Origin of the sequence: Brevibacterium sp. FAM 24630 (assembly GCF_049804075.1) — a bacterium.
Taxonomy (GTDB): domain Bacteria; phylum Actinomycetota; class Actinomycetes; order Actinomycetales; family Brevibacteriaceae; genus Brevibacterium.
Genome location: NZ_JBNBZD010000016.1, coordinates 18,154 through 44,063, shown reverse-complemented (window position 1 = coordinate 44,063; position 25,910 = coordinate 18,154). Strand labels below are relative to the sequence as shown.

24 protein-coding genes and 1 pseudogene are annotated in these 25,910 nt (G+C 67.2%); 10 read left to right on the top strand and 15 right to left on the bottom strand.

The features are described 5' to 3' along the window. Positions 1-4: 4 nt before the first annotated feature. The 6 genes from ACPUD7_RS12575 to ACPUD7_RS12550 form a co-directional block, all read right to left on the bottom strand. Positions 5-601: a class I SAM-dependent methyltransferase gene (locus tag ACPUD7_RS12575; RefSeq protein WP_135537803.1), complete on the bottom strand. Its 597-nt coding sequence runs from the start codon at positions 599-601 to the stop codon at positions 5-7. Next, complete coding sequence (locus ACPUD7_RS12570) at positions 598-1,851, bottom strand: alpha/beta hydrolase (RefSeq protein ID WP_425120084.1); 1,254 nt, start codon at positions 1,849-1,851, stop codon at positions 598-600. Before ACPUD7_RS12570 ends, ACPUD7_RS12575 begins: the two co-directional genes overlap by 4 nt. Positions 1,852-1,927: 76 nt before the next feature. Further along, a complete protein-coding gene (locus ACPUD7_RS12565; RefSeq protein ID WP_425120083.1) occupies positions 1,928-2,869 on the bottom strand; it encodes an anti-sigma factor domain-containing protein in 942 nt (313 codons plus the stop codon). Then, positions 2,866-3,441, bottom strand: coding sequence for a sigma-70 family RNA polymerase sigma factor (locus tag ACPUD7_RS12560; RefSeq protein WP_425120082.1), 576 nt, complete (start codon positions 3,439-3,441; stop codon positions 2,866-2,868). Before ACPUD7_RS12560 ends, ACPUD7_RS12565 begins: the two co-directional genes overlap by 4 nt. 226 nt (positions 3,442-3,667) lie before the next feature. Continuing rightward, positions 3,668-4,363, bottom strand: a complete 696-nt coding sequence (locus tag ACPUD7_RS12555) for a fasciclin domain-containing protein (protein ID WP_425120081.1) — start codon at positions 4,361-4,363, stop codon at positions 3,668-3,670. Between the two features lie 188 nt (positions 4,364-4,551). Next, complete coding sequence (locus tag ACPUD7_RS12550) at positions 4,552-6,123, bottom strand: molybdopterin-dependent oxidoreductase (RefSeq protein ID WP_425120080.1); 1,572 nt, start codon at positions 6,121-6,123, stop codon at positions 4,552-4,554. A gap of 109 nt (positions 6,124-6,232) precedes the next feature. On the opposite strand from ACPUD7_RS12550, the gene ACPUD7_RS12545 reads away from it, so the two are divergent. From ACPUD7_RS12545 to ACPUD7_RS12535, 3 genes and pseudogenes are all read left to right on the top strand, one after another. Continuing rightward, a complete protein-coding gene (locus ACPUD7_RS12545) occupies positions 6,233-6,736 on the top strand; it encodes an OsmC family protein (RefSeq protein WP_135537808.1) in 504 nt (167 codons plus the stop codon). A gap of 21 nt (positions 6,737-6,757) precedes the next feature. Continuing rightward, positions 6,758-7,450, top strand: a complete 693-nt coding sequence (locus tag ACPUD7_RS12540) for a trimeric intracellular cation channel family protein (RefSeq protein ID WP_240689586.1) — start codon at positions 6,758-6,760, stop codon at positions 7,448-7,450. Between the two features lie 31 nt (positions 7,451-7,481). Continuing rightward, positions 7,482-8,341: pseudogene (locus ACPUD7_RS12535) on the top strand (PPK2 family polyphosphate kinase). A gap of 64 nt (positions 8,342-8,405) precedes the next feature. Here ACPUD7_RS12535 and ACPUD7_RS12530 read toward each other — a convergent pair. After that, positions 8,406-8,828: an OsmC family protein gene (locus ACPUD7_RS12530; RefSeq protein WP_135537809.1), complete on the bottom strand. Its 423-nt coding sequence runs from the start codon at positions 8,826-8,828 to the stop codon at positions 8,406-8,408. Between the two features lie 26 nt (positions 8,829-8,854). Further along, positions 8,855-9,430: an isochorismatase family protein gene (locus tag ACPUD7_RS12525; RefSeq protein WP_425120079.1), complete on the bottom strand. Its 576-nt coding sequence runs from the start codon at positions 9,428-9,430 to the stop codon at positions 8,855-8,857. A 95-nt stretch (positions 9,431-9,525) separates the two neighbouring features. On the opposite strand from ACPUD7_RS12525, the gene ACPUD7_RS12520 reads away from it, so the two are divergent. Then, positions 9,526-10,794 carry an MFS transporter gene (locus ACPUD7_RS12520; RefSeq protein WP_135537811.1) on the top strand — a complete coding sequence of 423 codons (1,269 nt, stop codon included), beginning with the start codon at positions 9,526-9,528 and terminating at the stop codon, positions 10,792-10,794. Then, entirely contained in the window at positions 10,791-11,567 is a 777-nt protein-coding gene (locus ACPUD7_RS12515) for an MOSC domain-containing protein (protein ID WP_135537812.1), read from the top strand. The genes ACPUD7_RS12520 and ACPUD7_RS12515 overlap by 4 nt, the downstream gene beginning before the upstream one ends. Here ACPUD7_RS12515 and kynU read toward each other — a convergent pair. Next, on the bottom strand, positions 11,560-12,912 hold the full coding sequence (gene kynU / locus ACPUD7_RS12510; protein WP_135537813.1) for a kynureninase: 1,353 nt from the start codon (positions 12,910-12,912) through the stop codon (positions 11,560-11,562). The two genes, ACPUD7_RS12515 and kynU, sit on opposite strands and share 8 nt — an antisense overlap. Next, the gene (locus ACPUD7_RS12505) at positions 12,909-14,387 is read right to left on the bottom strand and encodes an APC family permease (protein ID WP_135537814.1); all 1,479 of its coding nucleotides are present in this window, start codon (positions 14,385-14,387) and stop codon (positions 12,909-12,911) included. The genes kynU and ACPUD7_RS12505 overlap by 4 nt, the downstream gene beginning before the upstream one ends. 66 nt (positions 14,388-14,453) lie before the next feature. On the opposite strand from ACPUD7_RS12505, the gene ACPUD7_RS12500 reads away from it, so the two are divergent. Beyond that, positions 14,454-14,939, top strand: coding sequence for an Lrp/AsnC family transcriptional regulator (locus ACPUD7_RS12500; RefSeq protein WP_240689587.1), 486 nt, complete (start codon positions 14,454-14,456; stop codon positions 14,937-14,939). Between the two features lie 181 nt (positions 14,940-15,120). After that, positions 15,121-15,681 carry an OsmC family protein gene (locus tag ACPUD7_RS12495; RefSeq protein ID WP_135537818.1) on the top strand — a complete coding sequence of 187 codons (561 nt, stop codon included), beginning with the start codon at positions 15,121-15,123 and terminating at the stop codon, positions 15,679-15,681. Between the two features lie 88 nt (positions 15,682-15,769). On the opposite strand, the gene recQ is transcribed toward ACPUD7_RS12495, so the two are convergent. Continuing rightward, entirely contained in the window at positions 15,770-17,605 is a 1,836-nt protein-coding gene (gene recQ, locus ACPUD7_RS12490; protein WP_135537820.1) for a DNA helicase RecQ, read from the bottom strand. A 225-nt stretch (positions 17,606-17,830) separates the two neighbouring features. Continuing rightward, a complete protein-coding gene (locus ACPUD7_RS12485; RefSeq protein WP_135537822.1) occupies positions 17,831-19,054 on the bottom strand; it encodes an MFS transporter in 1,224 nt (407 codons plus the stop codon). A 138-nt stretch (positions 19,055-19,192) separates the two neighbouring features. On the opposite strand from ACPUD7_RS12485, the gene ACPUD7_RS12480 reads away from it, so the two are divergent. Next, positions 19,193-19,654 carry a Rieske 2Fe-2S domain-containing protein gene (locus ACPUD7_RS12480; protein ID WP_425120078.1) on the top strand — a complete coding sequence of 154 codons (462 nt, stop codon included), beginning with the start codon at positions 19,193-19,195 and terminating at the stop codon, positions 19,652-19,654. Between the two features lie 82 nt (positions 19,655-19,736). On the opposite strand, the gene ACPUD7_RS12475 is transcribed toward ACPUD7_RS12480, so the two are convergent. The 3 genes from ACPUD7_RS12475 to ACPUD7_RS12465 form a co-directional block, all read right to left on the bottom strand. After that, positions 19,737-20,111 (bottom strand): hypothetical protein, encoded by a 375-nt coding sequence (locus ACPUD7_RS12475; protein ID WP_425120077.1) that lies wholly within the window; start codon positions 20,109-20,111, stop codon positions 19,737-19,739. After that, entirely contained in the window at positions 20,108-21,268 is a 1,161-nt protein-coding gene (locus ACPUD7_RS12470) for a serine hydrolase domain-containing protein (RefSeq protein WP_425120076.1), read from the bottom strand. The genes ACPUD7_RS12475 and ACPUD7_RS12470 overlap by 4 nt, the downstream gene beginning before the upstream one ends. Positions 21,269-21,336: 68 nt before the next feature. Next, a complete protein-coding gene (locus ACPUD7_RS12465; RefSeq protein ID WP_425120075.1) occupies positions 21,337-21,945 on the bottom strand; it encodes an ArsR/SmtB family transcription factor in 609 nt (202 codons plus the stop codon). Between the two features lie 114 nt (positions 21,946-22,059). Between ACPUD7_RS12465 and ACPUD7_RS12460 the strand changes: the two genes are divergently transcribed. Continuing rightward, a complete protein-coding gene (locus ACPUD7_RS12460; protein WP_425120074.1) occupies positions 22,060-22,779 on the top strand; it encodes a hypothetical protein in 720 nt (239 codons plus the stop codon). 27 nt (positions 22,780-22,806) lie between these two features. Beyond that, entirely contained in the window at positions 22,807-25,452 is a 2,646-nt protein-coding gene (otsB, locus tag ACPUD7_RS12455; protein WP_425120073.1) for a trehalose-phosphatase, read from the top strand. Positions 25,453-25,910 lie beyond the last annotated feature (458 nt).

Here is a 25,910-nt window from a genome sequence, read left to right as displayed (position 1 = left end):
GGGGTCAGCCGAGATGGACCTTCTGCGCGACGATGACGGCGAGATCGCGGTGCTGCCAGTGCACCCGCGGGTGCAGGCCTGTGGCCTCGAGCCAAGCCAGTTGGTCCTTCAGCGAACTCGGGGTGTCCTCGATCCCATCGATGGGCGTGATGACATCGGCCGGGTCGACAGGAACGACGAGATCGGCGAGGACGAAGCGCCCGCCCTCATCGAGGACGGCCGCGACCCGTGCGAACAGATCCGCCTTGCCTGATCCGTCGAGGTGATGGACGGCCAGGGTCGACATCACGAGGTCGAAAGGCCCGCTCGGCAGCGGGTCCTCCAGTCGGCTCTGCTGCAGAGCAGTCCTGGTCGGATCGAGAGCTTCTTCGGCCGCAGCGAGCATCTCGGCGCTGTCGTCGATGCCGAAGAGGTGCGCCTCCGGCAGTGCCCGGGCCACCTCGGCGGCGGTGAGGCCGCTCCCGATGCCCAGATCGAGGATGGTGCGAGGGGCGTCGGCTGCGACGGCTGCGCTCAGTTCGGCCTGCAGACGGGGATAGTCGGGGATCTCCTCGGCCATGAGCGCGCGGTAGGACTCCGGGTCCCAGGCGAATTCGGTCATGACTCTGCTCCTTCGCCGATGCGATGGGTGCTCGGCTGCTGTGTCGGAAGTGCCTGCGGCTGCGGAGGGTTCGGGTGCGGCTGCGGAGCGATGCCGATGTGGGCAAGGAAGCGGTCGAATCCATGGACGACGGCGGCGAAGCGCCAGGAGAAGAGGGAGTCGAGGCCGTGCTGTCCGCCCGGAAACTCCGCATACCACGTGGGCTGGCTCGACGCGGTTGCCACCTGCTTCGACAGTTCCCTCGCATCATCGATCGGGGCCCAGGAGTCATTGTCGCCGTGGACGAAGAACATCGGCGGTGCCGCCGAGGCATCCATCGCCAGCGGGGTCGACACGGGGTGCTCGTCCTCGCTGCGGCCGTAGTACCGACCGTAGTAGCCGTAGAGGCACAGCGCGGCGGCGATCCGCGGGGTCGTCAGCTCGTCGTGGGTCAGTTCGGCCTCCTCGCTGAGCGGCGGGCCCACGTCCGCGCCCTGGCCGAGTGCAATGAGCGAAGTCAGATGTGCTCCGGCCGAGCTGCCGGCCATGACGATCGTCGAGGCGTCTCCGCCGTGGAGCACCCCGTTGTCGCGTGTCCAGCGCAGCACGGCTCGTGCATCGTCGAGGTGATCGGTGAAGTCCGCTTTCGGGCGCAGCCGGTACGTCGCGCTGATGCAGACCCACCCGCGGGCCGCCAGATGGTGAAGCAGTGCGCGGGCCTCACGGCGGTTTCCGCCGGAGGAGTATCCCCCGCCGTGGAAGTACACGAGCACCGGGCCGCTGAGGGTCTGGTTCCGGAACCGATAGACATCAAGGCGCTGTCGTCGATGCTCGCCGTAGGACAGACCGCCGATCCGCATGACCGAACGGGGGCGCAGCGGGACGGGGAACAGCAGCGGACGCAGCCAGGTCCACCTCGGTGGGGGCGCCGAGCTCGTGCTCCCGCGCCGAGGTTCGGTGTGTGCGCGGATCAGCGCCGTGACCACCGATCGAGCCAGAAGGCAGCGCCGCAGCACCACGAGGAGGCCGAGGAGGATGATTGCCGACAGCGCAAGGAGCACCGTTCCCACGGGGCCGTCCAGGTCTCCCTCGCTGAGAGCAAGCGCGGTGGAGAGGATCAGCCAGAGTGCCCCGAAGTGGGGCACTTCGCTGATGACGACCGCCAGGAAGCAGCTGATGCGACCTGCGCGGCCATAGCCAGGCGGCGGGATGAGGGCCGCAGCCGTGCACACGCCGAGGAGTCCGATTGTGAAGAGGTAGCCGATCGGCATGTGGGTCTCCTTCACCGTTGATGGACATGCCGGTCACATCACGGTACCACGACCATCGTAGTGGTTGAATCCCTTCCTACAGATCGAGTGCGACGATCGGGTCCGTGGTCGGCTGCTCGGACCCGCCCGCGGGCTCCACGGTGATGCCGAACAGGCTGCCTTCCGAGAATTCCCTGCCGGCGATGGTCACCGGTTCATCGGTCATGAGACCGGCGCTCTCGGGCCCGTCGTCACCGATCACCCACATCTGCATCGATTTGCCTGCCGGTGGCTCTCCGACATCGCGCGGGCTGAATCGGATGAGCTGCTCGCTCTCCGAGGACAGCACGGTGACCGAACCGCCCTCGGGCAGATCGGCCGTGCTTGTGCGAAGATCATCGGCCTCCATGAGGCGCGTGGACTCGTCGAGCTGCTGCTGGGTTGCGGCCAGCTGCTCCTCGAGCTGGTTCTGATGCTGAGTCTGCTGCCAGATCGTCACTCCGAATCCGCCCACGATGATGACGGCGGCCGCGGCCGCAGCATAGGGCAGCCAGGGCCGCTGCCGGCTGCGGCGGGCACGCTGATCACGAATGTCGCTGACTCTGCTGTTGCCGCGGCGATCACCGCGTTCACCAGGGTCGATTCGCTCGCCGCCCTCACCGCCGTCCCCGTGGTCCTGCGACTGACGGTGCTCCGACGGTGAGGTGGATGGAGCTGCTGCCGCAGATTCCGAGCCGACGGGACCGGCTGGATCCTGAGACCCCGGGTCGACCGGTGGTGTGGTCCGGGCGAGCCAGTGGTCACCGGGAGGTTCCTGCGCATGTGTCGACGGAATGTTGAGGATGGCCTCTCGTGTCTTGTCGCTGACCTCCTGCGGTTCCTCGTCCTCCGCCATCAGCGCCATCGTCTCGGCGTAGGCGTCGACTTCGGAGCGGAAATCTGCGTCGGAGTCCGCGAGGCGCTGCGCTTCGGCGAGTTCGGAGTCACTGAGCCCTCCGAGGGCCAGACCGGCAGCCAGATAGTCACGATCGGCGTTCATCGGCTTGCCTCCAACTCTTCTCGCAGCTTCTTCATTCCGTCCCTGATCCGTGACTTGATGGTACCCAGCGGCACCTTGAGGTTCTCCGAGATCTGGGTGTGGGTCATGCCCTGGTAGAAGGCCATGACGATCGGTTCGGCCTGCTCCTCCGGCAGGACCTGCAGAGCCGAGACCGTCCGATCGGACTCTGCGCGGGCGATCACCGTCTGCTCCACCTGTTCACCGGCTTCGGCGGTCGTCCGCAGACCGTCCGCGAGATCCCGGTTCTGTTGGGCCTGGACGCTGCGTACGCAGTCGATGGCTCGTCTGCGGCACAGGGTGATCAGCCAGGCTCTTCCGGTGCCGCGGTTCGGGTCGAAACTCGAACACCGGGTCCAGACCTCGGTGAAGCATTCCTGCAGAACCTCCTCGGCGAGCGATCTGCTCTTGACGATCCGCAGGATCACGGCCATGAGGATGCGGGATTGGGTGGTGAACAGCTCGTCGAAAGCGGACCGGTCGCCCTCGGCGATGCGGATCAGCAGCGCACCGCCGGGATCAGCGGAAACCGCTGTCTGGTCATCAGAGCTCATTGCCCAATCATGCCATCTGCGCAGAATCTGATCACCCCGGTCCGTGATGAGAGAGTCGTGCATGTCATGTGTGAACGGTGAGCCGAGCAGGGCGGGAGCAGCGACGCATCGCTCACGTGAGATCGAACGAGTCGCAGGGAATGCAGAAGCGGCCGGGCGCCGATCGTCTCGCTGCTGATCGGTTCCCGGCCACTTCATCGTGGTGCACTCTCGTGGCGAACTCCGGTCACTTCTCCGGCATCATCACGCCGTCGACCATGTAGACGGTGGCGTTGGCGGTCTTCACGCCGCCGCAGACCAGTCCCGCATCGTCGAACTTCATGTCTTCGCCGTCACCGGAGATCTTCACCTTCGAGCCTTCGACGGTCTCGTGTTCGCCGGCGATCTCATCGGGTGAGAGCTGACCGGGGATGACATGGTAGGTGAGTACCTTCGTCAGCATGTCCGAGTCCTTGGCCAAGGCGTCGAGGTCGTCCTTCGGCACGTCGGCGAAGGCATCGTCGACCGGGGCGATGACGGTGAATTCATCGCCGTTGAGGGTGTCGACGAGGTCGACATCGGGGTTGAGCTCGCCCGAGACCGCTTTGGTCAGGGTTGTGAGCATCGGGTTGTTCGAGGCCGCTGTGGCCACGGGATCCTGTGCCATTCCCTCCACGGATCCACCGCCGTCGGGGTTCTCGTCGGCATAGGCTGCACAGCCTGAACCGACGAGGTCGCTGTCGTCCATCGAGGAGTCGCCGGATTCTTCGGGCATCTCGGATTCGCCCGAGTCAGCCGACTGGGATTCCGAGCTGTCGGAATCCGAGCCGGATTCCTCGCCTCCCGAATCCGAACCCATGCCCGAGCAGCCGCTCAGTGCGAGGAGGCCGATCGCGCCGGCCGAGAGGATGGTGGCGGTACGTGTGCGAAGCAGTGTTTTCATCGTTCTTCTCCTAATCAACAGTGATGTGTATCAGCGCACAGCCGTGGAGTTGACTCCATTGCTCGCTGTGTACTGGGTATTCGCAGCGGAGGCGAATGCGGATGGGTGGATGGCAAAGAAATCTGAAAGATTCTTCGCCGAGGCGGGAACACCCAGCCCGAGGGCGGGAGCCTCGGCGCAATCGGCGCTCACTCGACGCGGAACTGGATGTGGTGGTGGCCGGTGGCCGAGTTCGGGATCGCATCTCGGCGCTTCGCAGTCTGGACTGTGCCGTCCTTGTCCGTGGCTCGCACGGTCAGCGTGTGCGAGCCCGGCTCCACCTCGGCGAAATCGGTCCGCCACTGACGCCAGGTGTCGATCGTGACCTCCTCGGCCAGATCGGCCTCCGTCCACTCGCCGTCGTCGAGTCTGACCTCGACGCGGTCGATGCCCGAACGCTGCGCCCACGCGGTGCCGCCGACCTGAAGACTGCCGGCAGAGACCTTCCCCAGCGGTTTGGGCACTTCGATGCGGGAGGCGACGAGGATGGGCGCCTTCGCATCCCACCCACGGTCGGTCCAATAGGAGGTCTTCTCATCGAAACGGGTGACCTCGAGCTCGGTGACCCATTTGGTTGCGGACACGAAACCGTAGAGCCCCGGCACGACGAGGCGTGCGGGAAATCCGTGTTCGGGCGGCAGCGCCTGACCATTCATGCCGACGGCCAGAAGGGAATCGCGGTCATCGGTGAGAGCCGTGATCGGCGTCGAGGCGGTGAAACCGTCGAAGGAGTGGGAGAGGACCATATCGGCGTCTGCGCTCGGCCGGGCACGTTTGAGGAGCTCACGAACCGGGTAGCCGAGCCAGGTCGCGTTGCCGACAAGATCGCCGCCGACCGGATTGGACACACAGGTGAGCGTGATGTGGTGTTCTTCGAGAGGGAGATCGAGCAGCTCGTCCATCGTCAGGGTCACCTCCTCGGCGACCATGCCGTGGATGCGCAGCGACCACTGTTCGGGATCGACGACCGGAGGGGCGAGGACCGTGTCGATGCGGTAGAAGTCCTGCGGGTCGGTGAGAAAAGGGGCCGTGCCTGTCACATCGGTGCTCGCCTTGGCGGGGATCGGTTCCGCCTTCTTCGCCGGGCGGGGCAGGACCAGTTGAGCCACCGCAGCTCCCGCATCCTGTGCAAGAGAGGCAACGGTCTGGCCGGCGGCGATGGTGACCGCACCGATCGCACCGAAGGCTCCTGCCAGGGTGAAGAAGCGACGGCGACTCAAGGGCTCCGGCGTTCGTGACCCGTGCTCTGCGCCTCGCCGATCGGAGCCGGGTGCTCCTGAGCCGCCGAGACGCAGGAGCACCACGAAGACCGCGATGCCGAGCGCAAGACCGATGAGCGTGGGAACGATGTCCGAAGCATTCGCCTCGGGACGCAGCACGATGACCACCGCGGGCACGAGCCCGGCGATGAGCAGAAACAGTGTGGCCAGACGTCGGTGGGACAGGGCGAGGATTCCGATGAGTCCGCCGAGGACCAACGCCCCGAGTCCCGTCGAGAGGACGAGGACAACCTTGTCGTTGTCTCCGAACAATGCGATGACGGGTTTGATCGCCGCCGGCGGGGCGAGGGGGATGATCGCCTGGCCGAGGGTGAGCAGCGGTGCGGCACTGGGACTGAATGCGCGCGCGATGAGGTCGGCGAGGCCGAACATCACGAGGGTGGCCGCGATTCCGACCAGAGCGCCTCGGAGACGGCGGCGAGCGCGAGGATATGGGTTCATGGGAATGATTCGGAGACCGCGGGTCTTCGGATGGGATCATCCGGCCGCGTCACATTCCATTCACCGAAACCCCAGTGACCATGGCACGTGTCTGTCGTAGCATGGAGCAATGACTGAGAACCCCGGATACGCCCAGCCGCAGGCTCCGAGCGCCGATGCGGATGAGCCGAAGAGCCCGACCGCGCCCATCTACACCGCTAAGGTCGAGAACCTCGGCGGCACCTCCGGAGAGGTGCGCGTCGAAGACGGCCAGACCCTGACCACGGCTCCGACTTCGCACGTCGAACAGGGCAACAACCCCGAACAGTTCCTTGCGATGGCGTGGTCGACGTGCCTCGGTGAGACCCTCAAAGTCGTGCTCGCCGTCAACGAACTCGACGTCCTCTCCCGGGTGCGCGTCGAGGTCGAACTGCACAAAGAGCCTTCGGGCAACGGCTTCTACTTCGCCCCGCGTGCGTACATCTCCATCGACGGGGTCTCGGACGAGGACGCCGAGAAGTACGCGGCCCGCGCTCACGCACGCTGCCCGATCTCCAAACTCCTCATGGGCAAGGGAACTCCGGTCGTCGAGATCGAACAGTACAAGAACCCGGACAACTTCCAGCTCAGCTGACCGAGCGGGCCGGGAGCCGATGTGGAACTGAATCTGCAGGAAGTCCTCTTCCTCGCCCTCGACCTCACCGGCACCTTCGCTTTCGCCGTCTCCGGTGTGCTGCTGGCGGCCCGCCGCAATTTCGACATCACCGGCGGACTCGTGCTCGGCACGCTCACCGGCATCGGCGGCGGCATGATCCGCGACGTGCTCCTCGACCGGGTGCCCAACGCCATCGCTCAACCCATCTATCTCGCCCCGCCGGTGATCGCGACCCTGCTCATCTACATGATCGGCTCGCACATCTCCCGGGCACGGATCTGGATCGTCGCCTTCGACGCGATGGGACTCGGGCTCTTCAGCGTCACCGGAACGACGATCGCGCTCGCCGCCGGAACGAACTACCCGGCCGCGCTGCTCATGGGCGCGCTGACGGCCTGTGGCGGCGGGCTCATGCGCGATGCCGTGGCCAGCGAGGACCCTGCGATCTTCCGCGGCACCGACCTCTACCTCATCCCCGCCCTGCTCGGATCGGGGCTGACGATCCTCGCCGAGGTGACCGGACTGTTGGGCGCCATCTCCTCGCTCATCATCGCGGCCGCCGCTTTCGCCTTCCGCATGCTCGCGTGGAAGCTGCAATGGCGGGTCCCGCAGCCGATGCGGCAATGGTCGTACCGCGAGACCCGCCATCGGGTGAAGAAGAAGCTGCCGTCGGTGTTCCGGAAGCCGGACTGAGGCGGGCCCTCCTGTCTGCAAGGATGATCGCATGAGCGAGCCGAAGAGCAACTGGACGACCGACCCTGCCCCTCTGCTGCGCGTTGGGGAGGGATTCCGCCTCGGCGAGGTCGATCCCGACTCCACTCCCGGCTACGCCGGGGACAAGAAGAGCGGGAAAAAGGATCTCGGGGCGCTGTCGACCGAGCTGAACGACCTGCAGGAGAGGCTCTTCGCCGCCCACCACGACGACGACACCGGGCCAGCCGTCCTCCTCGTCCTGCAAGCCATGGACACCGCCGGCAAGGGCGGAATCGTGCGCCACGTCGTCGGCGCCGTCGACCCACAGGGCGTCGAAACCGCGAGCTTCAAGAAACCGACGGATGAAGAACTCGCCCATGATTTCCTCTGGCGCATCCGCCCACGGGTACCCGGGCCCGGCATGATCGGTGTCTTTGACCGCTCCCACTACGAGGACGTGCTCATCGGCCGCGTCCGTGAACTCGCTGACGCCCCCGAGATCGACCGCCGCTACTCAGCCATCAACGACTTCGAAGCCGAACTCGCCGAGGCAGGAGTGCACATCGTCAAGGTGATGCTTCACCTCTCCCGGACGAGCAGAAGGAGCGGCTGACCGAACGCCTCGACCGGCCCGACAAGTACTGGAAGTACAACCCCGGCGACGTCGACGAACGACTCCTGTGGCCGGATTACATGGACGCGTATCAGACCGTGTTCGATCGCACCTCCACCGAGGCGGCACCCTGGTTCGTCGTCCCTGCTGACCGGAAATGGTACGCGCGACTGGCCGTGCAGCGACTGCTGCTCGACGCCCTCCACGACATCGATCCACAGTGGCCTGCCGCCGATTTCGACGTCGAGGTCGAGAAGAAGCGGCTCGCCGAGAGCTGAGGTCCACGTCTGCACGGAACGTCGGGCCGCCTCGGCGAGGTAGGGGCCCGAGCGCATCGCGACGTCAGTCGCGGCGGATGCTGAAGTCGACCTTTGTGGGGTGTTCGACGGTGCGCGAGACCGTGCAGTACTTGTCGTGGGAGAGGCCGACGAGGCGTTCGATGCGGGCATCGGCCTTCCGCCCGTCCTCATCGTCGGGGAACGCGAGGTCGAAGTCGAGGTGAACGTTGTCCAGGCGGGAGGCGCCGTCCTCGTCGACCTTCTCGGCCTGTGCGTTGACCTCGAAGCGGGTCGGTTCGGTGTGGCGGCTGGTCACGGTGTCGACGTCGATCGACGAGCAGCCGGCAACGGCGGCCAGGAGCAGCTCGACCGGGGACATGAGGCCCTCGCCGCGACCGAATTCGATGCTCGCCCCGCTCGGAGCGGTGGCGCGGTAGTGGTTCTCGGCGATGCGGGTCAGTTCGATGCTGCGGGTGTCTTCACTCATGGACCCATGATGTCAGACTCCGGGTCTCAGGGGCGGGTGAAGTCGACCTCCCCCGATTCCTGTACCTGTGCCGTGCGGCCAGGACCCGATTCGAACTGCCAGTACAGGTTCGTGTGAGAGACGACCTGCTCCGGCGGGGGAGCTCCCCACTCGGTGAGGTCCTCGGTGGTGTGGGCGTCGGTGACGAGGGTGACGTCGTAGCCGCAGGCGAAGCCGCCGTGGATCGTCGAGCGCACGCAGGCATCCGATTGGGCGCCGGTGACGACGAGGTGGCCGACATCCTTGCCGGCAAGCACCTCCGCGAAGTCCGTTTCCTCGAAGGTGTTGCCATGGGTCTTCTCGATGATCGCCTCGCCTTCGGCGGGGGCGAGCGCATCGACGATCTGCCACTGCGGCGAACCCGACGGCAGCTCATCTGAGCTGTGCCGGACCCACACCACCTCGGTGCCGGTGTTCCGGGGAAGATCGACGAGAGAGGCGATCGTCGAAATGACCCCGTCTGAGTTCCACGAGGCTTCCATCACCGCGTTCTGGACGTCGATGACGATGAGGGCGGAGTTGCTGCGAGCGGATGCGGGCAGTGCGTCGGTGCCTGTGGGCATGATGATCCTCCTTGATCGCCATTCATTATTCTCTGCCGAGTCCCGGCAGACAAGAGCGTATGTCGGTATTTCGGCGGTGGTGTGAGAATGAGCGGGTGAACGATATCTCTCCCGGCTCCGGCGACGCCTCGGCCGCCCCACGCCGTTTCAGTGTGCTGCGCAGCTGGAAGACCGCGCCGTACCTGGTGGGCTCGGGCACGGCGATGATGGGCGACAACATCGAGCACGTCATCACCTATTGGGTGCTGTGGGAGAAGTTCGAGTCCCCGGCCCTTGTCGGTTTCCAGCTCATCAGTCACTGGCTGCCGTTCCTGCTCCTGTCCGTCTACGCCGGCTCCTTGGCCGAGCGCTTCGATTGTCGCCGCCTCATCCAGATCGGGCAGATCATGTTCATGGTCGTCTCCCTGTGCTGGGGCATCCTCTTCCTCACCGACTCGCTGCAGCTGTGGCAGGCCTGCGTGCTGCTCGTCATCCACGGACTCGCCGGATGCCTGTGGGGCCCGGCCGAGCAGATGATGCTTCATGATTTCGTCGACCGGAAGGAGCTGCCGAGCGCCGTGAGGCTCAACGCGACGTTCCGCAGCCTCGGCATCCTCTTCGGGCCCGTCGTCGGCTCCGCCCTGCTGCTCGGGGTCGGGGCGACCTGGGGCATCTTCATCAACATCGTCTTCTACCTGCCGCTGACACTCTTCCTCATCCGCACGCCCTTCACCGGACATCTGCGCAGCGGCAGTGTGCGCACGGCGCGGACGACGCTCATGCAGTCGCTGCGGGTGCTCATCGACGTCCGCCACAATCGTGCGATCCTCGGCATGCTGCTGCTGGCCGCGCTCGCCTCGATGACGATCGGTGCGGTGCTGCAGACCGCGATGCCCGTCTTCGGCGGGATCCTCACCCCGTCCGGCGGAGACAGCGACTTCACCTACGGGGTGCTGCTCTTCGCCATGGGTGCCGGAGGGGTCCTCGGCGGGTTCGGGCTCGAGGCGACCGGATGGATCAAAGCGGTCCCCACGGCTGCCGCGCTGGCCGCTGCCGCGATGGGGCTCAGCGCCGTGTTCTTCGCCCTGACCTCACACCTGTGGGTGGCGATCGTCATGCTCGTGATCGCCGGAGTCTCGAAGATCACCGCCGAGTCGACCGAGATGGCGATCATCCAACTCGAGGCGCCCGCGGAGATCCGTGGGCGCGTCATCGGATCCTATGCGATGTTCGGCCCCGGGATGCAGACCTTCTCCGGAGTCACGGTCGGGGTGCTCGGCACGATCGCCACGATCCCCGGGGCGGTCATCATCGGCGGCACGGTCCTCGCCATCGGGGCAGTGGCCATCGGCGCCTATGCCGTGACCGGACGGAGGCACACATGACCCCGCGGCCCGGGGTGAGCCTCGAAGTCGTGTCGGTCGGGTTCGCTCCGGTCAAGGGCACACGGCACATCCGCCGGCCGGAGGCGCAGTTCGACGCCGAGGGGCCCGTCGGCGATCGCCGATACTGCCTCGTCGACGTCGAGCGTCGTCAGGTCCTCAAGACCGTCCAGCACCCTAGCCTCATCGGGGTCACGGCCGAACTGCGCGGGGAGGAGCTGGCGATGTCGCTGCCCGACGGCCGGTCCGCCTGCGCCGTGCCCGCCACCGATGGTGAGGTTCTCACCTGCGACTACTGGAAGCGGAAAACCGATCTCAGCCTCACGGACGGCCCGCACGCCGCACTGCTGTCGACCTGGCTCGGCCGACATGTGCGTCTGGCCCGTGCCCCTCGTGGAGACGTCGTCTTCGGTGCGCCGGTCTCCATCGTCACCACGGCCTCGCTCGGCGACCTCACCGATCGGGCGGCCCGACCAGGACTCGTCGACGAGGCGGCCCGCTTCCGTGCGACCTTCGTCGTCGACACGGATGTCCCATTCGCCGAGGAGGCCTGGCAGGGCCGGGAGGTCGGCCTTGTCGACTCCGGCCTCGGCGAGATCCGGGTGCGCATCGGGGCACCGATCCCGCGGTGCGCGGTGATGGACCTCGACCCGGTCACCGGCGAGCGGAATGCGCGCCTGCTGAGAGCGCTGGCCGGCTATCGACCCACCAACGAGGTCGGCGAACCCCTCTTCGGGGTCTATGCGGAGATCGACAGCCGGTCCGAGCTCAGGTGACGGCGCCGCGGACCTTGTGCTGCGGGACGTCCCATTCTCGGTTGTCGAGGATGTCACGCAGCGCCTCGACGGTGTCCCAGACATCGGTGAACCCGACATAGAGCGGAGTCAAGCCGAACCGCAGCACCTCGGGCTCGCGGTAGTCGCCGATGACGCCGCGCTCGATGAGCGCACTCATCACCGCGAACCCCTCGGGGTGGGTGATCGAGACCTGCGAACCGCGCTGCGCTTGCTCGCGCGGGGTCACGACCTCGACGGGATGATGCGACAGACGCGAATCGACGAGCTCGATGAACAGATCGGACAGAGCCAGCGACTTCTGCCGCACGGCCGCCATGTCGGCCCGGGAGTGGACGTCGAGACCGACCTCGGCCACGGACATCGAGATGATGCCCTGCGTGCCGGTGAGATAGCGCCGGATGCCGTCGGCCGGCGTGTAGTTGGGCTCCATCTCGAAGGGCTGCTTGTGGCCCCACCATCCCGACAGCGGTTGGGTGAACCGTGTCCGCAGAGCCTCGGAGACCCAGACGAACGCGGGTGAGCCCGGACCGCCGTTGAGGAACTTGTACGTGCAGCCGACCGCCATGTCCGCGCCCGAGCCGGCCAGGTCGATCTCGAGCGCACCGGCCGAATGGCAGAGGTCCCAGATCGCCAGTGCCCCTGCCGCATGGACCGCCGAGGTCGTCGACTCCATGTCGAAGAGGCGACCGGTGCGGTAGTTGACGTGGGTGAGGACGACGAAGGCCACCTCGTCGGTCAGGGCGGTAGGGAATCCGGCGGCCACTTCGGCGTCATCGACGAGGCGGACCTCCCAGCCGTCGCCGAGCTGCTCGGCCAGGCCCTCGAGCATGTAGATGTCGGAGGGGAAGTTCTCCCGCTGAGTGAGGATGACGCGGCGTCCCGGAGCATCGGCGGCCTGGATCTTGCAGGCGGCCGAGGCGACCTTGAACAGGTTGATCGAAGTCGTGTCGGTGACGACGGTGGCCCCGGCACCGCCCCCGACGAGGCCCGCGACCTTGTCGCCGAGCACGGCGGGCAGGTCGAACCAGCCGGCGTCGTTCCACGAGCGGATCAGACCGGCCCCCCACTCCTCGGAGATGACGTTCTGGGCACGCTCTGCGGCCCCCTTGGTCCGGGCTCCGAGGGAATTGCCGTCGAGGTAGATCGTCTCCGGCGGGAGGACGAACTCCTCGCGGAAGCCGCGGAGAGGATCGTAGGCACCCCGCTGGGCGCAGGCCGCCCGATCGAGCGCACCTCCGCCGGCACGGGCGGGCTGCTCGGAAGCTCGAGAGTCAGCGGAGTCAGTGATCGGTTCGGCGTCGCGTCCGTCGTCGAGAGTGGTCATGGTGTCGTCCTTTCGGTGCTGTTGTCGTTCAGTGTGGCAGGTTCGTCGGCGGCTGTGTCGGAGGCTGTCGCGCGGGCGGCGAGGATCCGGCCCACCGTCGGGTACCGGAGAACCGCGATGAGGACTCCGATCGCCAGCCACGCTGCCAGGGCGATCCACACCACCGGTGTGAAGTCGGCTGCGAGCAGCGTGATCTGGTAGAGGTTGACCGCTGTGCCGATCACCGTCAGTGCCCAATGCAGCCAGAGGGGGATCGTGAAGGGGGCCCGGGCGTGGGTCTCGGGCATGACATAGCGCATCCGCAGCGAGACGAGCAGGATGACGATGAGCATGACCTGCACCAGCGCCGAGGCGGCCGTGCCGATGACCGAGATGTCGAGACCGGCGATCGCTGGGACGATGCCGAGGACGAAGAGCGCGGTGAGGATCCAATGCGGAGTGCCGAACCGGGCATTGACCCGTCCGAACGCCGCCGGCAGCCAGCCGTCGTCCGTGGCGGCGAGCAGACCCTTCGACCCCCACAGGAGCTGGGCGTTGAGCGTAGAGACGATCGCGACCATCGCTCCGCCGAGGATGAAGAACACCCACCAGCCGTGAGACATGATCTCTTCGGCCACGACCGAGAGGGGCTGATCGGCGACCTCGGCGATGGGAAGGACACCCACGGCGGGGATCGCGATGAGCACGTAGAGGAGTCCGACGACGAGGGTGCCGCCGATCATCGCCAGAGGGATGTCGCGAGAGGGGTTCTTCATCTCGCGACCGAGCTCGGCGACGCCGAAGCTTCCCATGGTGGCGAAGGTGAGCAGCGCCGCCGCGGACAGGAGCTGGGTGAAGCCGTGCGGCAGCGGTTCGGGGTAGGCGTTCCATTCGATGTGGCCGAAGCCGTTGACGATGAACACGGAGAAGCCGATGAGCATGAGGACCATGAGCCAGACCCCCACCCGCGAGGAGAAGGCGGCGCCCATGAGGTTCGCGACGTAGAAGATGCTGACGATGACGACCGCGACGATGATCGGGTCGAAGAAGTCCGAGAGCGAGTGCAGATAGATCCCGGCAGAGAGGCCGTAGAGGCTGAGCGCGCACTGCTGCATGAGCGCCATCCACATATTGACGAAGCCGAGCCGCGGATCGACGACCCGCGCAGGCCAGGTGTAGGTCCCGCCGACCGCGGGAAGGGCCGAGGCCATCGCGGCATAGGGGATCGAGACGAGGATGATCGTGACCACCGCGATGAGGTAGGCCCAGGGCGTTCCGCCGCCGGTGATGCCGATGGCCACGCCCGTGAGCGAGACGATGCCGCCGCCGATCACCTGATTGATCGTCACGCTCAGCGCACCGGGCAGTCCGATCGTGCGTTTGAGCTGGTCCTGGTTGAGCTTGGCTGCCACGAGAGTCTCCCGAGTCGTCGTCTTCGCCGATCCGTTCCGCCTCTGCGATGAGGGGCGCGGCGAGCGTTCGCGTATGCTCCTCATCCTGGCATGGCATTCGGATATGATGGGCAGAATCCGAACAGAATTGAGTCACTGAGAGGAATATTCGTGAATGATTCGACGCTGATCGCCGATCATCGCTCCGATTCGGCGGATGTTCGGCTCGCCGAGGTGGACCTGGCGATCCTCCGTGAGCTCAGTGCCGACGCCCGGACCTCGAACAAGACCCTTGCCGCGCGGGTGGGGTTGGCGCCATCGACCTGCTCGGGCCGCGTCAGCGCCCTGCGGCAGAGCGGGGTGCTGCGCGGCTTCCACGCCGACATCGACTACGAGAAGCTCGGACTGAGCGTGTTCGGGATGATCTCCGTGCGTGTCACCCCGGTCGGCCGTTCGCAGCTGCGCAGTGTCATCGACCGGCTGCTCGAGGCAGCCGAGACGCTCGAGGTGTATCAGGTGTCGGGGGAGCGGGATCTCCTCGTCCACGTCGCCTGTGACCATCCGACGGGCCTGCACCGATTCATCGAGCAGAACCTGTCCGATCCGACGATCGCGCACACGCAGACGAGTCTTGTGTTCGGCCATCATCGGAAATGACGGTCTCGCACATACTGATGACGGCGTAGACGATGACTCGTGTCGGCAGATGACGCCGGATGACCCGAAGATGTCGGCGGGAGTCGGAAGCCGACGGAGTCAGGGCGGCCCGCCGGCGGAGATTCCTAGGCTGGGGTCGGCAATCACCCAAGCAACAGCACCGACACCGGGAGGCCCCGTCATGACTGCATCCGCCACTAAACTCGACACCATCGCCGACATCACTGCTCAGGAGCGCGCCGAACGCCTCGCCGCGGCGGGCAGCGCCTGGAATGAGCGTCTGGCCGCCTCGGCGACGAACGGCCGCCTGAAGTTCTCGGCCTCCGGCACGGCCCGCGGGTCCGTGTCCTCGGTGATCACCGCCGGGCAGCACACCTTCGCCGTCGACGAACCGACCCCGCTGGCCGGCGATGACGCGGCACCGAACCCCGTCGAATACGCGCTCGGAGCGCTCATCTCCTGCCAGATCGTCGTCTATCGCCTCTACGCCCACAATCTCGGGCTGACCATCGACGAACTCGATGTCACCGCCGAGGGCGACCTCGATGTGCAGGGACTCTTCGGAGCCGATGAGACCGTCCGTCCCGGGTTCTCCACCGTGCGGGTGTCCGTGAACGTCTCGGGACCCGACGACGCCGAGGACTACCGCAGGCTGCAGGAGACCGTCGACGCCCACTGCCCGGTCTTCGACATCTTCACCAACCCGACGCCGATCGACGTCACCGTGACGAAAGTCGACTGAGGACGAGAGCCGTCACGGTCGGAGGGCCGGCTGATGCGTGTCCGTCGGTCGGAGGATCGGCTCACGAGTATTCGCCGGCCCTGTCTGATCAGCCCGAATGCGCGGCGAGGACCTCGAGGACGGACTCTCCGTAGCGGTCGAGCTTCTTCAGACCGACACCGCTGACCTGCCCGAGCTCGCTGACCGAGCTCGGCCTGACCTCGACGATGCCGTAGAGCGTGGCATCGGGGAACACGACATAGGCGGGCACGCCCTGCTCTTTCGCCTGTTCACCGCGCCAGGCGCGCAGGGCTTCGAACAGGGAGGCATCGGCCGGGTCGAGTTCGACTTCGGGGCCGGACCGGCGGCGGGATCCCGCCTTCTTCGCACCGGACCTCTTCACCGGGTCGACGCGCAGCGAGATCTCCTCTTCACCGCGCAGCACGGGACCGGCCGCCTCACCGACGACGAGGACTCCGTAATCGCCGTGGGACTCCAGCAGTCCTCGGGCGAGCACCTGACGGATGACGGTCTTCCACTGGCTTTCGGACAGGTCGTCGCCGACGCCCCAGACGCTCAGGCTCTCGTGGTCGGACGCCCGGGAGCGGTCGTTGTCATTGCCGCGCAGCACATCGATGACCTGCCCGGAGCCGAAACGCTGTCCGCGTTCGCGATCGAGGCGAATGACCGCCGAGAGCAGCTTCTGCACGGCCACGGTCGCATCCCAGGTCACCGGGGGTGTCATGCAGGTATCGCAGTTGCCGCAGGGCTCGGACTCCTCATCGAAGTAACGCAGCAGCTGCACGCGCCGACAGTCGACGGTCTCGCACAGGGCCAGCATCGAGTCGAGGTGGCTCATCGCACGGCGTTTGAACACCTGGTCGCCCTCACCGGATTCGATGAGGCGGCGCTGGGAGACGACATCGCCGAGGCCGTAGACCATCCAGGCATCCGCGGGCAGCCCATCACGGCCGGCACGACCGGTCTCCTGGTAATAGCCTTCGACCGATCTGGGCAGATCGAGATGGGCGACGAAGCGGACATCGGGTTTGTCGATGCCCATGCCGAAGGCGATCGTGGCGACCATGACGATCCCGTCCTCACGGAGGAACCGAGCCTGGTTCTCCGCCCGCACCTCGGCGGGAAGTCCCGCGTGATAGGGCAGGGCGGTGATGCCGCGGGCCACGAGCGCCTCGGCGAGCTGATCGACGCCGCGCCGGGACAGGCAGTAGACGATGCCGGCGTCCCCGGGGTGTTCGGTGGTGATGAAGTTGAGCAGCTGGGACCGGGCCGAAGCCTTCGGTTCGATCCGATAGGTGATGTTGGGCCGGTCGAAGCTGGCGACGAAGTGTTCGGCCTCCTGGAGGTGGAGGCGTTCGGTGAGCTCGGCATGAGTCGCGGGGGTCGCCGTGGCCGTCAGCGCGATGCGCGGGACGTCGGGGAACCGTTCGGCGAGCACCCCGAGCCCGAGATAGTCGCTGCGGAAGTCATGGCCCCACTGGGACACACAGTGGGCTTCGTCGATGGCGAACAGTGAGATCTGCGCCTGTTCGAGCAGCCGCATCGTCCGCGAGAGCACGAGGCGTTCGGGCGCGAGGTAGAGCAGGTCGATCTCACCGGCGAGCAGCTGCTGCTCGACCTGCTGCGCGGTGTCGAAATCGAGAGAGGAATTGAGGTAGGCCGCGCGCACACCGAGGTTCTCCAGAGCCGCGACCTGATCGGCCATGAGCGCGATGAGCGGGGAGATGACCACGCCCGTGCCCGGCCTGACCAGGGACGGAATCTGATAGCACAGGGACTTGCCGCCGCCGGTGGGCATGAGCACGACCGCATCCCCACCACCGACGACCTGGTCGACGATGGCCGCCTGCTCACCCCGGAACTCCTCATAGCCGAAGACATCGTGAAGGACATCGAGGGCGGAAGTCGTGGCTGCGGAGGTCATGGACCCCACCCTAGTTCACGGCACTGACTCAGAACCTCCGGGGCGTTCAGTCGTTTGAGACCGTGCAGGAGAGGCGACGGAGGACAACTGATGCCGAGTTTTGGTCGCAATCGGACATTCGCGCCGAAATTGAGGTCGCAATCGGATACTTTGCTGCCGCCAAAATGTCCGAAGGTGACCTATGTTTCAGCGAACTGTCCGAAAGTGCCCGGCCCGGACCGTCCCTCACCGGGCAGAGAACCTCCGGGCCGCGACGAGCCCGAACACGCAGACCGCGGCCACCGCGACCGCGAAGATCGTCGTCGCATTCGCCAGTCCCACCTCGGCGGCGAGGAATCCGGCACCGATCGCCGGCACGGACATGAAGACGTAGGCGAGGATGAAGTAGGAGGTGGTCGCCTCGGTGCGGTGCTCCGGGGCGGTGGCTGCGGTGATCGCGCGCATCCCGGTCATGAACACCAGCCCCTGCCCGGCTCCGGCCAGCACGGAGGAGACGATGAGCACCGGCAGCGAGCCGATCAGGAGCGCGAGCACAAGCGCACCCATGCTCACGATCATCGTCACCGTCCCGCCGACGATGAGCCGACGGTCGCTCAGCCCCCGAAAGACCAGCTGCGCGCTCGCCGAGGCGCCGAAGAGGAGGAACACGACGGTGCCGGTGACCGCCGTCGACGTGAGGTGCAGGGTCTGCCCGATGAAGCTCGGCGCGACCGCCGAATACAGCCCGCACACCGCGAATCCGGTGATCGCTCCCGGTGAGGCGGCGAGGAACATGCGCTTCGCCGAGGCGGGGATGCCCGGCAGCTGCAGCCGCACCGCACCCGGGGTGCCGCGCTGCTGCCTCCGCGTCCGGTCCCGAACAAGGAGCAGCGCGGCCCCGGCGATGATGAGCATGATCGCGTTGACGAGGAACGGTGTGAAGAGGGGCCCGGCGGCGAAGTGGGCGAGGAGTCCGGAGGAGAGGATCCCCAATCCCAGTCCGCCCATGTTCGCGGCCGTCGCGAGCGACCCGGCCAGCCGTTCGCGTCCGGCCGGGGCGTTCTCGAGCACGGTGACGGTGGCCGTGGACGTGAAGATCCCCGCGGCCAGCCCGGAGAGGACACGTCCGGTGAGCAGCAGTCCGACGTTCGCGCCGATGAGGAAGAGGACCGCCGAGGCGACCGAGAAGACCACCCCGAGGCTGAGCACCGGGCGCCGCCCGAGACCGTCGGAGAGGCGGCCGAAGACGATGAGTGCGGCGATGACGCCGAGTGCGTAGATCGCGAAGAGCTGAGTCGTGAAAGCGGTGCCGAAGCCGAACCGCTCCTCGTAGAGGGGGTAGAGCGGAGTCGGCAGGGTCGTGCCCATCATGACGACGGTGAAGACATACGCCGAGGCGGCCAACCCCCATCCCGTGGCCGCATGCGACTGCGATGGGTCCGGGGTCTTCGCCTGCGATCCTTCGGACATCGCCACCGCCTTTCGCCTCGGGCGCCGTCTGCCCCCTGTACGTGTCGAACCGTCAGCGATTGTACGCTGGAGTCTCCGCACCATGCCGGGGCGCCGGCATGGTGGATTGTGCGCATCCGCGAGAAGGAGCAGATTCCGATGACCCCGAGCCCGATCACCCCCATCCCGGCAGAGTCGACCGCCGCCGAGGCCCCGAGTCGGCGTCGGGTGATGAAGACCGTGGGTGTGGCCGGAACCGCTGCGGTCGTCGGCACCTCGGTGGCGGCCACCTCGGGGTGCTCACCCGAAGAGGAGGAGGCCGCGCCGACGCAGGATGCGAGCCTTCCGAGCTCCGATGTTCCCGTCGGATCGGGCACCGTCATCGACGATACCTATGTTGTGACTCAGCCGAAGAAGGGCGAGTTCTTCGCGTTCTCGTCCGTGTGCACGCACCAGGGCTGCCAGGTCAAGAGGGTCACCGAGGAAGCCATCATCTGTCCGTGCCACTCGACGAACTTCTCGGTCACCACCGGTGAGGTGCTCTCCGGTCCGGCCGAGGAACCGCTGCCGAAGTACGAGGTCACCGAGGACGGTGGGACCCTGACGATCACGGGCAAGTGATCCATCGCCTCCGGGTGAGGCGTCCGCGCCCGTCGGGGGCGCGGGTGGCCTGCATCCTGTGATGCTGCGTTCGCTGGGACGCTCAGGGGAGAAGTCCGGGCAGAACCAGGGCTCCGGCGATGACGAGGGCGGCCACGACGGAGAAGCCGAGTCCGCTCACCTCGCTGCGACGGGTCTTTGCGTCTTCGGCCCGCCAGGGCAGGCCGGGCCAGACGAGAACTGCCCGGAAGACGGCGACGACGATGGTGGCCATGGCGGCCAGCCAGACCCAGACGAACCAGTCGGCCCAGCCTCCGAAGGGCCCGACGAGGCGGATGAGAAGCACGAACATCACGCCCGTGCCGATCCCCGAGAGCAGGCCCATCCGCGTCGCCGACCTGGGCGCCCGCAGTGCTGCGAAGGCGCCCCAGGCTGCGATGATCGCACCGATGACCGCTGAGACGAATTCGGGATTCATGACCGTGCTCCCTCCTGTCTGACGTCGACCGGTCGCGCCGGCCCGGCGTCGGATGTGTCTGAGATCAGCGCTGCAGCCGCATCGACCCAGTTCGCGGAGTCGTTGAGCACGATGACACCCCGCCCGGACTGTGCATCGAAGCCGAGGAACGACGTGTAGCCTCCTGTACCTCCGTTGTGCCAGGTGAGGTTCGGCGCGCGGGTCTTCGTCGTGAACCAGGCCCAGCCGATGCGGTCGCCTTCATCGAAATCGGCGCGGGGCTCGGCAGCATTCGCGCCGGGAGCGCTTCCATCGCGTACCGCCCGCAGCCAGATCGACATGTCGTGGGCGGTCGAGCGGATCGCACCGGCGGGCGCGGAGCCGCCCATCACCCACGGGGCGGCGGACAGGCCCGAGGAGGTGCGGCCGTGGCTCAATCCCTCGGGGGAGTCCGGCACGAAGGTCTCCTCCATCCCCAGCGGTTCGGTGATCCGCGTCCGCACGAGCTCGCCGTAGTCCTCCCCAGTGACCTCGGCGATGGCCTGACCGAGGACGGCGAACCCGAAGTTCGAGTACTCGGGCTCCTTCTTCCCGACCTCCGCCTCGTGCAGACCGGCCACGATGGCGGCGGCGTCGCCGCGATAGGGGTCCGCGCGGACGTAGTTCGCGAGGATGCCGGAGAGGCCCTCGCCCCACCCTGACCACGGCTTCTGCGAGGGCAGACCCGACCGCTGCTGGGCGATGGACTCGAGGCTCACTTCGGCGACCTTCCCGTGCAGATCCGGCCAGACCTCGCCGAGGCGGGTGTCCGCGTCGATCTCGCCCCGGTCGATGGCATCGGCGAAGAGGGCGGCGGTGAACGTCTTCGTGATCGAGCCGATCTCGAATTCGGTGTGTTCATCGGCCCCGGTGCCCGCGAAGGTGACCTCGTCGCCGTCGATGCGGGCCGCGGCGATGTGCTGCCAGTGTTTGCTGCCGAGGGTCTGTGCGAGCTCGCTCATGAGCTCGGCGTCACCGGTGGGAGTTCCTTGGAAGCCGCGCGGCCACGGGGTGAGGACGGCGAGAGCGACGGCCGTGAGTGTCGCGGCGGCCAGGGCGATGATCCGGCGCCGAGGCGCGCGCCCGGAAGTCGCCTCACCGTCCGCCGGAGGCCTGCGGTCGGGATCGGTTTCGGTCATCGTTCCTCCTCGTGGTCGGGGGTGGGAAGTGCGGTGATCAGGGACGGAACGCTCGCCGCCCGTGTCGTTCAGTGCGTGCCGATGAGCACGAGCGTGAGCAGCGGGATGACCCGCGAGGCGGGGACTCGCCAGTGCCCGCGGCGGGCATTCTCGAGCCATCCGGCACCGGCGAGGGCATGCACATGGTGGTAGATCTGCCCGGACGTGCCGAAGCGCTCGTCCCGACCGAGCTCGGCCACGGTCGACGTGCCTTCGTAGATCGCCTGCAGCAGCTGGAGTCGGACGGGATGGCCGAGCGCTGCCAGGGATCCGGCCGCCTCGGCGAAATCGATGTCGCCCAGTCCCGCACTCGTCAGCCCCATCTGCCACCCCACGGGCGCGTTCGAGCCCGGGGGAGTGGTGTACCCGGTGTAGGTGACTCCGCCGTCCTCGCCGAGGCAGTCGACGAGTCCGTGCAGTGCCCAGAACGTGTCCGTGTCGCCGGGCAGCCCCGCGGCTGCCTCGCCCGGGGGCGCGGATCCCGTCCCGCCCGCAGCCGGGGACGATTCTGCGCTGCCCGTCTCCGCGGAAGCACCCGATGCCCTTGCCCCCGTCGCGGGTGAGGCTCCGGCTTCGAGCTCGGCGACCCGGCGTTCGAGTGCAGAGAGGCGTTCCTCCGGTGAAGGCGTTGATTCCATGGCTCAATAATACAATAAATACGTAATTACGTAAATGCATCTCGAAGGGTGCGTCCGCGCCTGAGCCAGGGCTGAACGGACAGACTCAGGCGGGCGACCTAGACTGGTGTCGTGATGAGTACCGAAGAGCCGCGCACCGAATCCACGTCCCCGCGTTCCGAGGCCTCCCCGCAGGCCATCGCCGCCGCGAAACGGCTCGGCACGCCCATGGTCGTCCGTGGCCTCCTCGGTGTGGTTTTCGGCATCGCCACCGTCTTCTGGCCCCGTGATGACAGCAACCCGCTGCAGCTGAGCATGCCGACCGACGTCGTCGACCACCTCGCCATCGGCTACCTCATCCTCTTCGCCCTCGCCCTGGCCTTCGAAGCCGTGCGCGCACCGCTGAATGTGCGCACCGCGATCTACGGCCAGGCCGTCATTGCGATCCCGGCGATCGTCTTCCTCTTCCTCGCCGACCACCCCGCCGAGCTGCGCGCGGCGCTGAGCATCTGGGCCCTGCTGCACGGCGCGCTCGAATTCTGGGCCTACAGGCAGCTGAAGTCCCAGCCGATGGCCTCGGACTTCCTCATCGCTGCGGGAACCCACGCCCTGCTGGGCATCATCCTCGTCTTCGGCGACGGTATGGAGGCCCTGTCGATCCTCGGCTTCACCGGCGCCGCGACCCTCATCGCCGGCGTGATCTTCATCATCGGCGGGTACTCCCGCCTGAGCAAAGGTCGTCAGCTGGCCAAGCGCGGCGAACCGGCCGAGCAGATCGGCACCCCCGCCGAGGCGGCCACCTCCGACGACTCCGACGAATCAGATGACGGAACTGCCCCGAAGAACGAGCCCTGACCGGGCACCCGAGACACCCGAGGTGAGATGAGCACTGTCGAGTACGAGAGCGCGACCGAATCCCGATTGGCCACCATCGCCGCCTCGGTGAGGTCCTCCGAACTCCTCGGCGACCTCGCCGAAGCCAGCCGCGAACTCGACCCCGCCCTCTTCCGCCGCCTCTTCGAACTCTCCCGGTCCCCGTCTCTGCTCGTGGCCACCGATTACGACGGCACGATCGCTCCCATCGTCGACGTCCCCAGCGAAGCCTTTCCCTTGGAGAGCTCGGTCGACTCACTGCGCGCGCTCGCCCTCCTGCCGTCCACCTCGGCGGGGGTCATCTCCGGTCGCAGCCTGCGTGACCTCGCGGCGATGTCGCGCCTGCCGCGGGAGGTCCACCTCTTCGGATCCCACGGCGGAGAGACCGACACCTTCACCATCGCCAGCCTCACCGAGGCGCAGCGGGCGACCCTGGCCGACTTCCGCGCCGAGCTCACCCGCACCCTGCCCGGCGAGGTCATCGAGCACAAGACCACGGGCGCGGCCGTCCACCTGCGCGGACTCGACGAGACCGAACGCCGCCGGGTCGAAGCCGCCGTCGAACAGCTCGCGACCGCCCATCCGGTCCACCCGACCCGGGGCAAGCAGGTCATCGACCTGTCGGTGGTGCCGTCGTCGAAGGCCGAGGCCCTGACCCGGCTGCGGGTGCAGACCGGAGCCGAGAACGTGGTGTTCATCGGCGATGACACCGCCGACGAATTCGCGCTCGAGACCCTCGGTGAGCACGACCTCGGGCTGAAGGTCGGCACCGAGCCCACGACGACGCACGCGGACTTCCGCCTGGCCTCCTCGGACGAGGTCTCCACCGTCCTCGGGGCCCTGTTCGAACTGCGCAAGTCCTGGCTCTTCGGTCGGCGGGCCACCCCGATTCAGCGGCACAGCCTGATCGGCAACGGGCAGTCGACCGCGCTCGTCGATCCCGCGGGCAGCATCTGCTGGATGCCGCACCCGCTGCCGCATTCTGCCTCGATGTTCTCCGAGATCCTCGGCACCGAGGCGGCCGGGTTCTTCGCCGTCGCCCCCGTCGGCGGGGCGAGCCCGCTGACTCAGCGTTACCTCGGGCACTCCACGCTGCTCGAGACTCGGTGGGCCGGCCTCAGCTGCATCGACTACCTCGCTCCCGTCGACGGGCACAGCGACGACACGATCGTCGTGCGCGTGCTCACCGGCGATGCTCCCGCCCGGATCCGCTTCGCCCCTCGCCTCGACTATGCGACGGTGCCGACCCGCATGGTGACGACCGATGACGGGGTGGCGGTGCTCGGGACCTCGGAACCCATCGAACTCCATGCCCCGGGGCTCGACTTCGAGCTCGTCGAGAACGGCGACTCCCACACCGCCGAGGCGACCGTCGTGCCCTCGCAGCAGCCCGGCGGCAGGGTCGTGCTCGTCCTCGCCTGCGGTACGGGCACCGGCGACGCCGGTTATATCGCCACCGGCGGGGAGCACCATGTGCGCGAACGTGCCCTGAACTTCTGGACGAACTGGGTCGACTCGCTGCACCTGCCCAGCCATCACCGCGAAGAGGTCATCCGCTCGGCGATCACCCTGCGCGCCCTGTGCCACGAACCCACCGGAGGAGTCCTCGCCGCCCCCACGACCTCCCTGCCCGAGGGTATCGGCGGCGTGCGCAACTGGGACTACCGGTACACGTGGCTGCGGGACGGGTCGATGACGGTCCGGGCCCTGCTCGCGCTCGGTTCGACGGGCGAGGCCGAAGGCTTCCTGTCGTGGCTGTCCGGGATCCTCTCCCGCACCGTCTCACCCGAACAGCTCCACCCGCTCTACGCCGTCGACGGTTCGGCGCTGACCACCGAAGCGGTGCTCGCCCACCTGCCCGGATACGCCGGCTCTCGGCCGGTGCGGGTCGGCAATGCCGCCGAACACCAGGTCCAATTGGACGTGTTCGGCCCGGTCACGGAGCTGCTCGACGAACTCAGCGGCCACCTCGGCGAGCTTCCCGAGAACTATTGGACCCTCACCTGCCAGATGGTCGAAGCCGTGGGCAAGCGGTGGTTCGAGGCCGATCACGGGATCTGGGAGGCCCGGCGCGCACCGAAGCACAACGTCTACACGCGAGTGATGTGCTGGGTGACGGTCGATCGGGCGCTGCGGATCGCCGAACGGTTCGACCGCGAACCGCCCGGGGCGTGGCGGCAGCTGCGCGAGGAGATCGCCCACGACGTGCTCACCCACGGGTACAACGAGGAGGTCGGGGCGTTCACCGTCGCCTACGGGGAGACGGACCTGGACTCGGCGGCGCTGTTCGTCGGGCTCTCCGGGCTCGTCGATGCCGATGATCCGCGGTTCGTCTCGACCGTCGACGCCGTCGAACGTGAGCTGCGGGTCGGGCCGACCGTGTTCCGCTACCGCTACGACGACGGGCTGCCCGGCCTCGAGGGCGGATTCCACATCTGCACGACCTGGCTCATCGAGGCCTTCATCGAAGTCGGTCGCATCGACGACGCGTGGGACCTGTTCCGGCAGGTCGACAACCTGCTCGGGCCGACGGGGCTGCTGTCCGAGGAGTACGACCCCGTCGCCGAGGCGCACCTGGGCAATCACCCGCAGGCCTACTCGCATCTCGGCTACATCCGCGTCGCCCAGCTCCTCGACGCCCACCGCCCGAGCTGACCCGCGGGGCGGTCCGGGGTGCCTGCCCGCCGGTTGCGCCGCGCAGCACCGACCGCTGTTGCCTCGTCCGTGAGATGAGTGTGGCCAGATTGCCATTTTCGACGCAGAAATGTGCAATCTGACCCCACCCATCTCCGGCGTCTTCCTCCGTCCATAGCCGCGAGGAGCGAGCGGCGAGTCGTACGTACTCCGCCTGTGGATATCGCAACTCTGTCCACAGGCGGATATTCGCCTCTGGCATTCTTCGTCAAGGGTGAGGCAGTCTCATGCCATGGATAATCAGGCGTCAGATTCGCGGCCACTCAACGCTACCCAGCGGTCCGGCCCGCAAAGCGGTCAGGCGACCAACTCACGGGCCGGTTCTAGGACCAGCTCGCGGATGAGCCCGCAGGCCAACCCGCTGCACGACAATCGGGCCGACGTTCCGGCTAACGCAGCTGGGGGATCGACGGCTCCTC